11 protein-coding genes are annotated in these 14,330 nt (G+C 49.4%); all 11 read left to right on the top strand.

The features are described from left to right. Positions 1-104 precede the first annotated feature (104 nt). Entirely contained in the window at positions 105-536 is a 432-nt protein-coding gene (gene mraZ, locus PBN151_RS10470) for a division/cell wall cluster transcriptional repressor MraZ (RefSeq protein WP_044356991.1), read from the top strand. Positions 537-600: 64 nt separating this feature from the next. Continuing rightward, positions 601-1,554 (top strand): 16S rRNA (cytosine(1402)-N(4))-methyltransferase RsmH, encoded by a 954-nt coding sequence (rsmH, locus tag PBN151_RS10465; RefSeq protein ID WP_021256762.1) that lies wholly within the window; start codon positions 601-603, stop codon positions 1,552-1,554. Positions 1,555-1,568: 14 nt separating this feature from the next. Next, complete coding sequence (gene ftsL2 / locus PBN151_RS10460; RefSeq protein WP_021256761.1) at positions 1,569-1,958, top strand: cell division protein FtsL; 390 nt, start codon at positions 1,569-1,571, stop codon at positions 1,956-1,958. Positions 1,959-1,971: 13 nt separating this feature from the next. Continuing rightward, positions 1,972-4,155: a penicillin-binding transpeptidase domain-containing protein gene (locus tag PBN151_RS10455; protein WP_072728874.1), complete on the top strand. Its 2,184-nt coding sequence runs from the start codon at positions 1,972-1,974 to the stop codon at positions 4,153-4,155. Between the two features lie 129 nt (positions 4,156-4,284). Next, a complete protein-coding gene (locus PBN151_RS10450; protein ID WP_065290516.1) occupies positions 4,285-6,219 on the top strand; it encodes a stage V sporulation protein D in 1,935 nt (644 codons plus the stop codon). 12 nt (positions 6,220-6,231) lie between these two features. Beyond that, complete coding sequence (locus PBN151_RS10445; RefSeq protein WP_175560687.1) at positions 6,232-7,719, top strand: UDP-N-acetylmuramoyl-L-alanyl-D-glutamate--2,6-diaminopimelate ligase; 1,488 nt, start codon at positions 6,232-6,234, stop codon at positions 7,717-7,719. After that, positions 7,716-9,122, top strand: coding sequence for a UDP-N-acetylmuramoyl-tripeptide--D-alanyl-D-alanine ligase (locus tag PBN151_RS10440; protein WP_072728872.1), 1,407 nt, complete (start codon positions 7,716-7,718; stop codon positions 9,120-9,122). The genes PBN151_RS10445 and PBN151_RS10440 overlap by 4 nt, the downstream gene beginning before the upstream one ends. A 27-nt stretch (positions 9,123-9,149) precedes the next feature. Further along, positions 9,150-10,112 (top strand): phospho-N-acetylmuramoyl-pentapeptide-transferase, encoded by a 963-nt coding sequence (mraY, locus tag PBN151_RS10435; protein WP_021256756.1) that lies wholly within the window; start codon positions 9,150-9,152, stop codon positions 10,110-10,112. 3 nt (positions 10,113-10,115) lie between these two features. After that, entirely contained in the window at positions 10,116-11,534 is a 1,419-nt protein-coding gene (gene murD / locus PBN151_RS10430; protein ID WP_072728871.1) for a UDP-N-acetylmuramoyl-L-alanine--D-glutamate ligase, read from the top strand. Between the two features lie 47 nt (positions 11,535-11,581). Continuing rightward, positions 11,582-12,679: a stage V sporulation protein E gene (spoVE, locus tag PBN151_RS10425; RefSeq protein WP_021256754.1), complete on the top strand. Its 1,098-nt coding sequence runs from the start codon at positions 11,582-11,584 to the stop codon at positions 12,677-12,679. Between the two features lie 5 nt (positions 12,680-12,684). Further along, complete coding sequence (gene murG / locus PBN151_RS10420) at positions 12,685-13,791, top strand: undecaprenyldiphospho-muramoylpentapeptide beta-N-acetylglucosaminyltransferase (RefSeq protein ID WP_021258097.1); 1,107 nt, start codon at positions 12,685-12,687, stop codon at positions 13,789-13,791. The last annotated feature ends 539 nt before the right edge of the window (positions 13,792-14,330 follow it).

Below are 14,330 nucleotides of genomic sequence, written 5' to 3'. Positions count from 1 at the left end.
AATCCTGCTTTCTAGCAGGATTTTTTTCTTTTATGGCGAAGTATACATTCGTTGTGGAGGAAAGTGGGGCACTGTGGTGGATTTAGGGGGAGGAGTGGTGGCTGATGTTCATGGGCGAGTATCAACATAGCATCGATGACAAAGGCCGTCTCATCATACCTGCTAAGCTGCGTGACTCTTTAGGAACCACATTTATACTGACTCGAGGGTTGGATCAGTGTCTCTTCGTCTACCCTATGAATGAATGGGAAGCACTTGAGCAGAAGTTAAAGGCACTTCCCTTAATGAAGGCTGATGCTAGAGCCTTTACCCGTTTCTTCTTTTCTGGGGCAAGTGAATGTGAATGGGACAAGCAAGGTAGGGTTACAATCCCTTCCCATTTGCGCGGCTATGCACATTTGGAAAAAGAATGCATGGTTATCGGTGTCCAGAATCGGGTAGAGATTTGGAGCAAGGATGCTTGGGAACAATATGTAGAGCAGTCGGAATCCGCATTTAACGAAATTGCGGAGACGTTGGTTGATTTTAATTTTTAGGTGAACATCAGGACTATCATAACGCATCGCAGCTAGATGGGAACCGAAATTGGGAGGTATTGCGTTGTTTCATCATATTACCGTGTTGAAAGAAGAATCGGTAGAAGGCTTGCGAATACGTCCTGACGGCATATATGTCGACTGTACGCTAGGAGGAGCTGGACACAGCGAGCGAATTGTTTCTCAGCTGTCATCTGCCGGAAGACTAATTGCGCTGGATCAGGACGATTGGGCGTTGGATAATGCGAAGGTTCGTCTTGCGTCTTATTTGGATCGGGTAACGCTTGTCAAAACCAACTTCCGCCATTTGGAGGAAGCATTGATTCAAGCAGGTGTGCCGCAGGTTGATGGAGTTCCACAAGTGGATGGGATCCTATTCGATCTTGGCGTATCATCGCCTCAGCTTGATGAAGGAGAGCGCGGATTCAGCTATAACCATGACGCGCCGCTGGATATGCGTATGGATCAGAATGGCGAATTGACAGCTTACGATATTGTCAATGGCTGGTCAGAAGCCGATATCGCGAAAATTTTGTATCAATACGGGGAAGAGAAATTCTCGAAGCGTATTGCCAGAGAGATTGGCGCAGCTCGCGCTAAGCAGCCCATTCAGACGACCGGAGAACTCGCAGAGCTGGTCAAGGCAGGTATTCCTGCTGCTGCAAGACGAACAGGCGGACATCCTGCGAAGCGAAGCTTCCAGGCGCTCCGAATTGCTGTTAATGACGAGCTTGGCGCTTTTGAAGATGCCTTGCATCAAGCGGTACGCTGCTTGAAGCCGGAAGGGAGAGTGGCCGTGATTACGTTCCACTCGCTGGAGGATCGGATCTGTAAGCATATTATGAATGAGTATGTAGGAAAATGCACATGCCCACCGGGGTTGCCAATGTGTGCATGTGGCCACAAAAGTGTATTGTCGTTAGTGAATCGCAAACCAATTGCCCCGAATGATAACGAGTTGGCAGACAACCCGCGGTCGCGTTCGGCTAAGTTGCGTGTTGCTCAAAAATTGGGATGAGGGGGAGCAGATAAATGGCCTATGTGCGCGGCAACCTGGCGATGCGTCCAGAGAAACAGACACAGCAGAAGCCTCGATATCGTCAAACGAAGAAGAAGGTAACCCGGAAATCTACTCTACCTACTCGAGAGAAGCTGCTTTATTTGGGCACAATCGGTTTCTGCGCGGGCGTAGCTTTGTTCATCATTAGTGGGTATGCCAATATTTACAACATGAACCTGAAGGTTCAAGAAACGAAGCGGGCAACGGTTGCACTGACGAATGAAGTGTCGGAGCTAACGGTGGAGAAGGAGAAGCTGTCCGATTGGAATCGGATTGAACGCGAAGCAAGAAAGAATGGTTTGCGCTTCCCTGAGACATTATCTGAAATTGAAGTATACAAACAACAAGTAGGAAACGATTAAACGAGGGATGAAGATGGTCAAACGAATTAAGTTGCGCACGTTGACGATCGGGGGCTTATTCACCCTCTTTTTTATTGTCATTATTGGGAGACTGTTTTGGTACCAAGTTATTAATCAGCCATTTTGGATGGCGGAAGCCAAGCAGTCTTGGGCTGTGAAGAAGGAGATTACCCCAGTTCGAGGCACGATATATGACAAGAATGGTGAAGTGCTTGCTATGGATGCACCTGCATACACAGTAGCGGTCGGCCCTAAGATCATTCAGGAACTGCGCACCTCGAAGAAGTTAGTTGAGAAGAATATTGATGTAGAGCGGCTTATCGTAGAAAAACTGAGCGTCATACTGAAGAAACCTGAGAACGAATTGTATGAGCTCGTCCGCAAGAAGAAAGACAAGGATGAGTTCTATGCGCAGGTAGAAGTTCGCAGTGAAGGCTGGAAGGTGAACGATGAGACTGCACAGAAGCTGAGAGACTTCACAGAAGAGTTGAAGAAGACGACAGAATTGAGAGATGTCGGACTCTACCTCTTGCCTGAGGTGAAGCGTTTCTACGCGAAAGAATCATTGGCGTCGCATGTGCTTGGTTATACAGATAAGCAGGGCAATCCGATCGGCGGAATTGAGAAGCTGTATGACGAACAGCTGCGCGGAGCTGCAGGGATGCTCCAATATGAGAAAGATCGGATGGGTAATAAGCTGCCGAAGGCTTCGGAAGTATACAAGCCATCTAAGGATGGAGACAACATATACCTCACTATCGATCGTAATATTCAGCAATATATTCAAGATGCAATGCGTGAGGTGTACAATAAATACTCTCCTCATAGCATGACGGTAATAGCAGCAGATCCGAAGACTGGCGATATATTGGGGCTCGCGAATATGCCAGATTTCAATCCGAATACGTATTGGGATGCTAAGGACATTGCAGCTTTTTACAATCATGCGGTTCAGTCTCGATATGAGCCGGGCTCAACATTCAAAATTGTGACACTGGCCGCGGCTGTGCAGGAAGGCATCTTTGATCCGAATGCGACATTCGTTTCTGGACGCATCTATGCGGGAGGACGGCTCATCCACGACGTTAACCGTGATGGATGGGGGAGAATTACGTACTTCGAAGGTCTTAAGCGATCCAGTAACGTTGCCTTCGTTAAACTTGGATTTGAGCAATTGAAGGAAGAGCGCTTGAAGGCGTACATTGAGAAATTTGGCTTTGGCAAACCGACAGGCATTGAACTTCCCGGAGAGAACAATGGTCTTATCCGATTTGAATATCCGGCAGACGTGGCTGCGGCATCGTACGGACACGGTAAGGTTCAAGTTACGCCAATCCAGCAAATTATGGCAGTGGCAGCTGTAGCCAATGGCGGCAAGCTTATGAAGCCGCATATTGTTGGGAAGGTTCATGATCCCGTTACGGGTGAAGTGACTGAACGCAAGCCGGAGGTAGTTCGTCAAGTAATCGACCCAGGCGTTGCAAAAACGGTAAGTGAATATTTGGAACAGGTTGTGGCGGATCAGCAGATTGGTACAGGTAAAAATGCATACATCGAAGGATATCGCGTTGCCGGCAAGACAGGTACAGCATTGAAGGTCATTAACGGTGAATATGCCACGACTCGTGCGGTAGTATCTTTCGTCGGCTTTGCTCCTGTTGAGGATCCACGTATAGCACTTTTGGTTGTTGTGGATGATCCGCAGGATTATTGGGAAGGTGGCGGCTTTGTAGCGCCGCTCATGTTCAAGAAGATCGTATCGCAGTCGCTGCGTTACATGGGTGTTCCTTCCTCGATCTCCGGCCAAGAAAAGGACAGTGAGAAGAAGACGGGTGCACCAACAACCGTTAAGGCACCTGATATTCAGGGCCTGAAGCCTTACGATGCCAAACAGCGATTAGCTGAGCAAGGCATCGTCTTCGAGACGGTTGGAGCTGGGGAGAAAGTGAAGCGTCAATATCCGGCGCCAGGCGAGCCATTGGCAATCGGCCAACGGATATACCTGCTTACTGATGAGCCTGAAAAGCTGCCTTTGCCGAACTTTAAGGGCAAATCGCTGCGTGATGTCATGGAGATCACCTCTATGCTCGGTTGGGAAGTTCGTGTTGATGGAGAAGGCTACGTCACCCAACAAAAAGAAACCAATGAAAATGGGGCGCGTATCGTTCATATTAAATTGGAGCCGAAACATCCGTAAGGTGTGAGGTAGAGAAGGAAAAAAGTGGTCTTGTGTAGGCTTGCGGATCATCCTCTTGAAGCTTGTTCTATCCGCTGGTTGTCCCGAATAGGTTGTTTATGAACCGATGTCGGACGAGGGAGGGTATATATGAAGGTTACAGGGGTGACGATCCGTAAGAGGTTAATCGTTGGAATGGTGCTCATATCGATTGGATTTATCGCGCTCATTGTCCGCTTGGCGTATGTGCAGCTGTGGGAGGGCAAAGAACTTGCGAATCTGGCAGAAGATTCGTGGCGGAGGGAGATTCCCATTTCCCAGAAGCGCGGTGAGATACTGGATCGCAAAGGCGAAAGAATCGCCTACAATATCAGTTCTCCAACGATATGGGCTATTCCTGTGCAAATTGAAGACCAGAAAGCCACTGCAGCACAAATTGCACCTCTCCTTGGGATGAAAACGGAAGTTGTAGAGCGCATGATTGCGAAAGGGCAGTCTGTGAAGCAGATTAAGGGCGGCGGTCGTAAAATATCGCTTGAAACAGCGGAAAAAGTGCGGGAGTTGAACTTGCCGGGGATCGTCGTGGCAGAGGATAATAAAAGATATTATCCTTATGGCGATTTGGCGGCTCATATACTCGGCTTCACCGGTATAGACAATCAAGGGTTGACAGGTATTGAACAGAGGTATGATTCTGCATTAACCGGCTTGCGAGGGAACATCGCTTATTTGTCTGATGCAAGCGGCAATCAGATGCCGAATTCCTCAGAAAAGTACATCGTCCCCCGAGATGGATTAAATTTGCAATTGACGATTGACAAGCAGATACAGACAATTATGGAGCGGGAACTTGATCGTGCGATGGAGGAATTGAAGCCGAATCAGGCGCTGGCGATTGCCATGGATCCGAATACAGGTGAAATTTTGGCAATGGCAAGCAAGCCAAGCTACGATCCGGCTCATTACAAGGACTTCCCCTCTGATGTATATGATCGCAACCTGCCCATTTGGATGACTTATGAGCCGGGTTCTACGTTCAAGATCATAACGCTTGCTGCTGCGATACAGGAGGGCAAGGTTGATCTGTACAATGAACATTTTTTTGACCCTGGACGTGTAGAAGTCGGTGGAGCGAAGCTGCGCTGCTGGAAACGCGGGGGTCATGGCAGTCAGACCTTTTTGGAAGTCGTCCAAAATTCGTGCAATCCGGGCTTTGTTGCACTTGGCAATCGACTGGGTAAAGAGACATTGTTCGATTACATACGCAACTTTGGTTTCGGACAGAAGACAGGCATTGACCTTAGTGGAGAAGCAAGCGGGATTTTGTTCAAGCTGAGCCGGGTAGGCCCCGTTGAGCTTGCCACTACTGCGTTCGGACAAGGGGTATCTGTCACGCCTATTCAGCAAATTACGGCAGTGTCTGCGGCCATCAATGGAGGCAAGCTGTTCAAGCCTCATGTGGCGAAGTCATTCATTCAGCCGGAGACAGGGATGGTTGTTGAAGATATTAAGCCGGAATTGGTCAGACAAGTCATCAGTCCAGAGACCTCAAGCAAGGTGCGTGATGCTCTTGAACATGTGGTTGCTCAAGGCACGGGGAGAAATGCTTTCATCGATGGTTATCGCGTTGGTGGCAAAACAGGTACCGCACAGAAGGTTATCAATGGCAGATATTCGCCGAACGAGCATATTGTATCGTTCGTTGGCTTCGCACCTGCTGATGACCCGAAGGTTGTTATCTATACAGCAGTTGATAATCCGCAAGGCATACAATTCGGTGGTCTTGTAGCCGCACCGATTGTGAAGCGGATTATGGAAGATACGCTCCATTATATGGGCGTTGAACCGCGGAAGGAACAAGTTTCTCGCAAGTATCGTTTCGATGAGACGCCGGTTGTTGTCGTTCCTAACTTAGTAGGGAAGACCTTGACTGATATCTACGAAGATATGAATATGAATTTTCAATTAGCCAAATCCGGTACGGGCAACACCATTATTCATCAGGCGCCTAAGCCCGGAACCCGTGTAGATCGAGGATCTACGATTCGAATCTATATGGGAGAAGAGAAAGAGACGGAGGAATAATTCATGCAACAGATGCAATTGGCTGAAGCTTGCTCACGAATGCTGACAGCGAAGTGCAAGGGAGACGAACATACAGTCGTAACAGGACTCGCGATGGATTCACGCCATGTGGCGCAGGGGGATCTGTTCTTCTGTATTTCTGGTACGGCCGAAGACGGTCATCGTTATGCAGAGCAGGCGGTTCAAGCTGGTGCAGCTGCACTTGTGGTAGAACGTGAATTGGAGCTGCCAGTTCCTCAATTGATTGTGAAGAGTGCTAGACATGCACTTGCAGTACTGTCAGATGCGTTCTATGGTTCACCTAGCCGCAGTATGAATCTAATTGGCATTACGGGAACGAACGGTAAGACAACAACCACGTATTTGATTGAAAAAATCTTGAATGATGCGAAGCGAAATGCAGGTGTCATCGGAACGATTCAAATGCGTTATGCAGGCAAGGTATTCCCAATGTCGCGTACAACCCCGAATGCCTTCGAACTGCAAAAGTCGCTTCATGACATGGTGAACGAGGGTGTAGATGCCGTGGCTATGGAGGTATCTTCCCACGCACTTGTACAGGGACGTGTACAAGGCTGCCGTTTCCGTACGGCTGTCTTCACGAACTTAACACAAGATCATCTGGACTATCACGAGACGATGGAAGCATATCGTGAAGCCAAAGGCCTGTTGTTCTCACGGCTAGGCAATATATTCTCTGACGCTGAGGAAGATCGCTCCTATGCGGTGCTCAACGCAGATGACCCGGCTTCTGAATACTTCGCAAGCATGACAACCGCTGAGACGATCATGTATGGCATGACAGAGCAGGCGGATGTTCGTGCCGAGAATATTCGGATTACGGCAAAAGGAACGAGCTTCACAGTTCATTCATTCAGAGGCTCGGCAGACATTCAGCTGCGCATGGTTGGTAAGTTCAATGTGTACAATGCATTAGCAGCGATTGCTGTAGGACTCATTGAAGGCATCGAACTGGATGCGATTCGTGTGAGCCTTGAAAGTGTTGCTGGAGTTGACGGGCGTGTAGAAGCTGTTGAGGCAGGACAATCCTTTGCCGTGATCGTGGACTACGCGCATACACCGGATGGACTGGAGAATGTGCTGCAGACGGTGAAGGAGTTCGCTGAAGGACGTGTCATCAGTGTATTTGGCTGTGGTGGAGACCGAGATCGTACGAAGCGTCCGCTGATGGCCAAAATCTCGGCGAAATACGCGGATTATTCCATCGTAACCTCCGATAACCCTCGTACGGAAGACCCTGATTTGATTATTAAGGATATTGTAGCGGGCCTTCATGAAGTGAACTTGGATCCAAGCCGTTATGAATGCATCGTTGATCGCCGTGCTGCCATCACGAAAGCTATTGAAATGGCAAGCCCGCACGATGTAGTATTGATTGCGGGGAAAGGCCATGAAACTTACCAAATCATCGGCAAGGAAACATTTGACTTCGATGACCGCTTGGTGGCCAAAGAAGCGATAAGGGGCAAAGTTCAGTGATTGAAACGACGTTACGAGAAGTAGCGGACTTGTGTGGAGGGACACTCTCTGATCCCTCCTATGGAGACCGCACGGTAAAAGGGGTTAGCACGAACTCGCGCAAGATCGATTCTGGTGTATTGTTCGTGCCGCTTCAAGGGGAACGATTCGACGGACATCTGTATGTGGATCAAGCCTTGAAGGATGGGGCAGCGGCTGCGATGTGGCAGTCCAATCATGATGATATGCCGCAAGGCTATCCGCTCATTATGGTGGACAATACATTAGAGGCGCTTCAGCGGCTGGCACAAGCTTATTTAGCCCAGCAGCAGGTTAAGGTTGTAGCCATTACAGGTAGCAATGGCAAGACGACCACGAAGGATATGATTGCTTCTGTTCTTGCGGAACGTTATCGTGTTCACAAGACGGATGGCAATTTCAATAATCATATTGGCCTTCCGTTAACGATATTGTCCATGCCGAAAGATACGGAAATTGCAGTTCTCGAAATGGGGATGAGCGGAAGAGGTGAAATTGAACTTCTGTCTTCCATCGCTCAGCCTGACGCAGCAGTCATTACAAATATCGGGGAAGCGCATCTGCTGCAGCTTGGTTCCCGGGAAGAGATTGCGCGTGCTAAGCTAGAAATTACTAGCGGACTACGAGAAAATGGAGTGCTCATCTGTCATGGAGACGAACCACTCGTTGACATGGCACTTTCAGAAGAAGCGACGAAGCGGCCTGAGCATATGTCAGTTATTCGCTTCGGTGCAGGTATGCAATGTGATGTTCGACCAGAGCATATCGATCTTCATGAGGCGGGGACAACATTCACAGTTGCGGCATCAGGCAGTCAGAAGGCGTTGACTGTCGAGCTTCCGCTCTTAGGCAAGCACAATGTCATTAACGCGTTGGCTGCTATTGCAATAGGCCGTTTGTTCGGTCTGGCTGACGAGCAGATTGCGCATGGTCTTGGCAATGCACAAATAAGCGGGATGCGATTTGAACGGACGATTACGTCTGGCGGATGGGTGTTGTTAAATGATGCCTATAATGCAAGTCCGACTGCGACGAAGGCGGCGCTTGACGTGCTTGCTGGACTGCAGGGCGGCAAGCGGATTGCGATTCTCGGCGATATGCTAGAGCTAGGCCCTGATGAGGCGAGGCTCCACTATGAAGTAGGAGCATCCATACGCCCGGGCAGCTTGGATCTATTGCTCACGTATGGCGAACTGGGCCGTGAAATTGGAACGGGTGCCCTGCAACATTTTGCAGAGAACGCCGTTTATTCATTTGATGATAAGGCAGCATTGAAGGCTTGCCTGCTGCAGCATGTTCAGGCGGGCGATACCGTGCTTGTGAAGGCATCCAGAGGAATGAAACTAGAAGAAGTTGTTAATGAATGGACTAGTGTCCATCATTAATGGGTTGTGTAACGGGAGGTGTAAGGATTGGACTTCAAGTTGATGTTAATGACAATCGGTGTATCTTTTCTCCTAGCCGTCATATTGGGCCCGTTAACGATACCGCTTCTTCGTAGGTTGAAGTTTGGTCAGCAGGTTCGTGACGATGGTCCGAAGGCTCATTTGAAAAAAGCAGGAACGCCAACGATGGGTGGCGCAATTATCTTACTTGCGTTTGCTCTCTCTTTCCTTAAATTTTCGGTGATGGATACCGATTTCTATGTGCTGCTTATCGCAACACTTGGATTTGGCTTAATTGGATTTTTAGATGACTATATTAAAATTATTTTTAAACGTTCGCTCGGTTTAACTGCAAAGCAGAAGCTGATTGGACAGCTCATTTGTTCAGGACTCATTTGCTTCCTGTTGTGGCAGTCCGGTCACAGTACAGTTATTTCGATACCAGGGACGTCTCTAGGGCTTGATTTCGGATGGTTCTACTATCCGTTCATCGTCCTGATGATGCTTGCCGTGAGCAACGCGGTCAACTTCACAGATGGCTTGGATGGCTTGCTTGCCGGTACAAGTGCGATTGCCTTCTCGGCATTTGCAATCATCGCGATGCAGGCATCGGAAATATCGGCTGCGGTCAGCGCAGCAGCTATGGTTGGCGCAGTACTCGGGTTCCTCGTGTTCAATGCGCATCCAGCTAAGGTATTCATGGGCGACACAGGCTCGCTCGGGATTGGTGGAGCCATTGCAGCGGTAGCGATTCTAACGAAGACAGAACTGCTCATCATTATTATTGGCGGTATCTTCGTCATTGAAATGCTGTCGGTAATTATTCAGGTCGTATCCTTCAAGACACGCGGCAAGCGCGTGTTCAAGATGAGCCCGATCCATCATCACTTTGAACTGTGCGGATGGTCGGAATGGCGAGTAGTTATTACGTTCTGGCTTGCGGGAATCGTATTGGCCGGACTTGGATTATGGATCAACAAGGGGATGTAACGAATGAATCACCCAGAAACGTATCAAGGGAAGCGCGTCGTCGTACTTGGCTTAGCCAAGAGCGGCGTCAGCGCAGCGCAATTGTTCCACAAGTTCGGTGCGATTGTCACCGTCAATGATAAGAAGGATCGCGACAAGTGCCCCGAAGCTTCGGTATTAGAAGCTTTGGGCATTTGTGTTGTATGCGGGCATCATCCAGATAACTTGATCGATGAGCAGGTAGCGCTTGTAGTCAAAAATCCGGGAATCCCCTATACGGCTCCTCCAGTAGCCCGTGCTGTGGAACTCGGCATCGAGGTCGTAACGGAGGTAGAGGTTGCGTATCAGCTGAGTCCAGCTCCGATTATCGGGATTACGGGAAGCAATGGGAAGACGACAACGACAACATGGGTAGGCAAGACGTTGGAAGCTGCAGGAATGAAGCCGATTGTTGCAGGCAACATAGGCACTCCGCTTTGTCAGGCGGCTCAGGATGCGAACGAGGACAATACACTGGTTGTGGAACTCAGCAGCTTCCAGTTGAAGGGGACAAGCGCTTTTCGCCCTCACATTGCATGCTTGCTTAACATTGCTGAGACACATCTTGACTATCATGGCTCGATGGAGGATTACGTCAATTCGAAGGCACGATTATTCGCCAATATGGGAAGCGAAGATATTGCGGTGCTGAACGCAGATGATGAGACTTGCTGTAGTCTTGCATCCGATATTCAAGCGACGAAGTGGTGGGTATCTTCGATGAAGCGCGTGGAGCGCGGCGTATTCGTAGAGCCATCCTATGAGGTTGAGGCGAAGGAAGAGGAGCGAATGATCGTCTATGCAGATGGCACAGGCCAAATGCATCGGATTCTTTCTGTCGTGGAACTCGGCATTCCAGGAAGATATAACGTGGACAACGCCTTGGCAGCGTGTGCCATTTCGATTGCTGCGGGTGCAGAGCCTTCAGCACTTGCAGAGCCTCTGCGTTCGTTCCAAGGGGTAGAGCATCGTCTTGAATTCGTATGCGAGCAGGACGGTGTGAAGTACTACAATAACTCCAAGGCTACGAATACGAAGGCTACTCTGATGGCATTGGGCGCATTTGAACGCAATATTATTCTTATTGCGGGTGGACTTGACCGAGGGCTGGACTTCCATGAGCTGATCCCCATTATGGGAGAGCGAGTGAAGGCAGTTGTTACGATGGGCCAAACGCGTCACATTATGAAACAAGTTGCCGAGAAGGCAGGTTTAACGGATATATCTGTCGTCGACAATGTAGATCATGCAGCCGACGCAGTGAAGGAAGCTGTCGATATGGCGCACGCTTATGCGAAGCCAGGCGATATCATTCTCTTGTCACCAGCATGTGCAAGCTGGGACATGTTCCCGTCTTATGAAGATCGGGGACGCATGTTTAAAGCGGCGGTGCATAGTCTGTAGTAGGGGGGTGTTCAAGCCCCTACATTGTCCTAATAGAGGTGTACCGCATGGTCAAAGCACGCACTGCGCCCGATTTGTGGCTAATCGTCTCGGTACTGTCCCTGCTATCGATCGGTATGATTATGGTATACAGCGCCGGTGCTGTTCTCGCCTTCCGGGAATATGGAGATTCGTTCTACTTCGTTAAGCGTCAATTGCTGTTTGCTCTGCTGGGGATTGCTGCGATGTTCGTTACGATGAATACGGACTATCGCGTATGGAAGCGATATGCGAAGATTGGACTTCTTATTTGCTTCGTGCTCCTGATTGTTGTTCTCATTCCGGGAATCGGCAATGTTCGGGGTGGGGCGCGAAGCTGGCTAGGCATCGGTTCGTTTGGCATACAGCCGTCCGAGTTTATGAAGCTCGGGATGATTCTGTTCATGGCCAAAATGCTCTCCGAGGAGCAAACGAGCATTACGAGCTTTACAAAGGGGTTGCTGCCGCCGCTTGCGATTATGGGAACGGCGTTCGGACTTATCATGCTGCAGCCGGATCTCGGTACAGGAACGGTCATGGTTGGTGCGGTGCTGCTTGTTATTTTTGTGGCGGGAGCTCAAATGAAGCATTTGCTGTCGCTTGCTGCAGTTGGGGTAGCTGGGTTCGTTGGACTCGTGCTCGCTGCGCCCTATCGGCTTCTGCGGATTACCGCATTTCTTGATCCTTGGCAGGATCCGCTGGGGGCTGGATACCAATCGATTCAGTCGTTATTTGCTATAGGGCCAGGCGGTCTTATGGGACTTGGCCTCGGTGCAAGCCGCCAGAAATACAGCTATGTGCCTGAGCCGCAAACTGATTTTATCTTCTCGATTTTAGCAGAGGAACTAGGATTTTTAGGTGCAGTTACGGTTTTGATTTTATTTCTTATCTTAGTGTGGCGAGGTATGCGAACTGCTCTGACGGCGCCTGATAAATTCGGCAGCCTGCTGGCGGCAGGCATTGTTGGAATTGTGGCAGTTCAAGTGATCATCAATATTGGTGTCGTAATTGGACTCATGCCAGTTACGGGAATAACGCTGCCATTAATTAGTTATGGTGGCTCGTCGCTGACCTTAATGCTGACTGCACTAGGAATTTTACTGAATATATCACGTTATGCGAGGTGAAAGTCATGCGCGTCGTGCTCAGCGGTGGCGGGACAGGTGGACATATCTACCCGGCAGTCGCCATTGCAAGGGAATGCGAGAAGCAGTATCCCGGCAGCGCTTTTTTATATATCGGAACAGAGAAGGGATTGGAGAGCCGTCTCGTTCCTGAAGAGGGCTTGGATTTTCGGGCGATTGAAATTACAGGATTTCGCCGCAAGCTTTCAATGGAAAACTTCAAGACGATCATGCGTTTCATTCGCGGTGTAGGCAAGGCCAAAGAAATGCTGAGAGAATTCAAGCCTGATGTAGTCGTTGGAACGGGTGGATATGTGTGCGGTCCCGTTGTATACGCTGCAGCGAAGCTTGGAATTCCGACCGTCATTCATGAACAGAATGTGATTCCAGGCTTGACGAATACGTTTCTAAGCCGATATACGAGTACAGTTGCGGTTAGCTTCGAGCAATCTGCTCCGTATTTCAAGAAAGCAAAAAACGTAGTCTATTGTGGGAATCCGCGAGCAACGGCAGTGATGGAAGCGGAGAAAGCACGCGGCTTCGCGACTCTCGGATTGCCGAGCGACAGCCGAATTGTCCTTATCGTAGGCGGTAGCCGAGGTGCAAAGGCAGTGAACGAAGCGATGATCGGCATGGCGCCATTACTGAAGCAATTGCCGGATGTACACTTCGTGTATGTGACGGGGCAGAACTATTATGAAAATACACGGAAGGCTGTGCTGCAGACGAGTGATGCAGTTCGCAATCATCTGCATGTCCTGCCTTACATCAGCAACATGCCTGAAGTGCTTGCGGCAACAACGCTCGCTGTCAGTCGAGCGGGAGCTTCTTCACTTGCAGAGATGACTGCTCTCGGAATTCCTTCCATCTTGATCCCGTCGCCAAATGTGACGAACAATCACCAGGAAGCGAATGCGCGCTCCTTGCAGGATGAGGGAGCAGCCATTATGATTACCGAGAAAGAACTGTCGACAGAAGCTTTGTTCGGCCATATCAAGTCGTTGATGACTGATGAAGCGAAGCGAAAAAACATGTCTGACGCTGCCAAGTCTTTTGGACAGCCAGACGCAGCTGCAAGAGTAGTAGCTGAATTACAACGATTATCGGGCAAGTAAGCTTGCCCGATTTTTTTGTGCCTAATTTACGAGCTTAAGGGGTTTGATGCAGCTATTGTCCTGAAATTGTCAGGACGTCATATAGTAGAAGAATCGGGAATGGGCTCCTGTCACACAACGTTTCGCCCGAACATAATATACTCTATACATCGTGACAGATTCCCCCAGACCGCTGCCTCGTCGTACACTCTTCAAGATTGCACGGCTTGTGAATATGAACCTAAGTATAGCTGGCGGCAGCTCACAATCCTTGTGAGATGGTGTGGCGTGGCTTTGCCACGGAAGCGAGGAAGGCAAATTGGTATGCTGGAGCGACCCTCCATTCATGAAGATGGAGCTATCCACACACAGTGTAGAGCTGTCGAGGCTTGAATATGCTGAGCGCATTCATGAACGGTCTGAAGCGCCGTATCCATGAGTGCAGGAGCGAAGGGGTCGGATGTGTCACGAATAATTGATACTGCTGAGATTGAACTGGGATAGGGAAATTGGTGAGTGAAATGACGGAACCTGTGCATTTTTCGCATACGGCCCTCTGC

It is taken from the genome of Paenibacillus sp. NAIST15-1, from assembly GCF_001894745.1.
Classification (GTDB): domain Bacteria; phylum Bacillota; class Bacilli; order Paenibacillales; family Paenibacillaceae; genus Paenibacillus_B; species Paenibacillus_B suaedae.
This window is presented reverse-complemented; position numbering and strand designations above follow the sequence as displayed.

What these genes read in the sequence shown, in the direction of transcription:
- murD (WP_072728871.1), top strand. Translation starts at nt 10,116, where the DNA reads ATGAATCACCCAGAAACGTATCAAGGGAAGCGCGTCGTCGTACTTGGC.
- PBN151_RS10450 (WP_065290516.1), top strand. Translation starts at nt 4,285, where the DNA reads ATGAAGGTTACAGGGGTGACGATCCGTAAGAGGTTAATCGTTGGAATG.
- PBN151_RS10445 (WP_175560687.1), top strand. Translation starts at nt 6,232, where the DNA reads ATGCAATTGGCTGAAGCTTGCTCACGAATGCTGACAGCGAAGTGCAAG.
- PBN151_RS10455 (WP_072728874.1), top strand. Translation starts at nt 1,972, where the DNA reads ATGGTCAAACGAATTAAGTTGCGCACGTTGACGATCGGGGGCTTATTC.
- ftsL2 (WP_021256761.1), top strand. Translation starts at nt 1,569, where the DNA reads ATGGCCTATGTGCGCGGCAACCTGGCGATGCGTCCAGAGAAACAGACA.
- mraZ (WP_044356991.1), top strand. Translation starts at nt 105, where the DNA reads ATGTTCATGGGCGAGTATCAACATAGCATCGATGACAAAGGCCGTCTC.
- murG (WP_021258097.1), top strand. Translation starts at nt 12,685, where the DNA reads ATGCGCGTCGTGCTCAGCGGTGGCGGGACAGGTGGACATATCTACCCG.
- spoVE (WP_021256754.1), top strand. Translation starts at nt 11,582, where the DNA reads ATGGTCAAAGCACGCACTGCGCCCGATTTGTGGCTAATCGTCTCGGTA.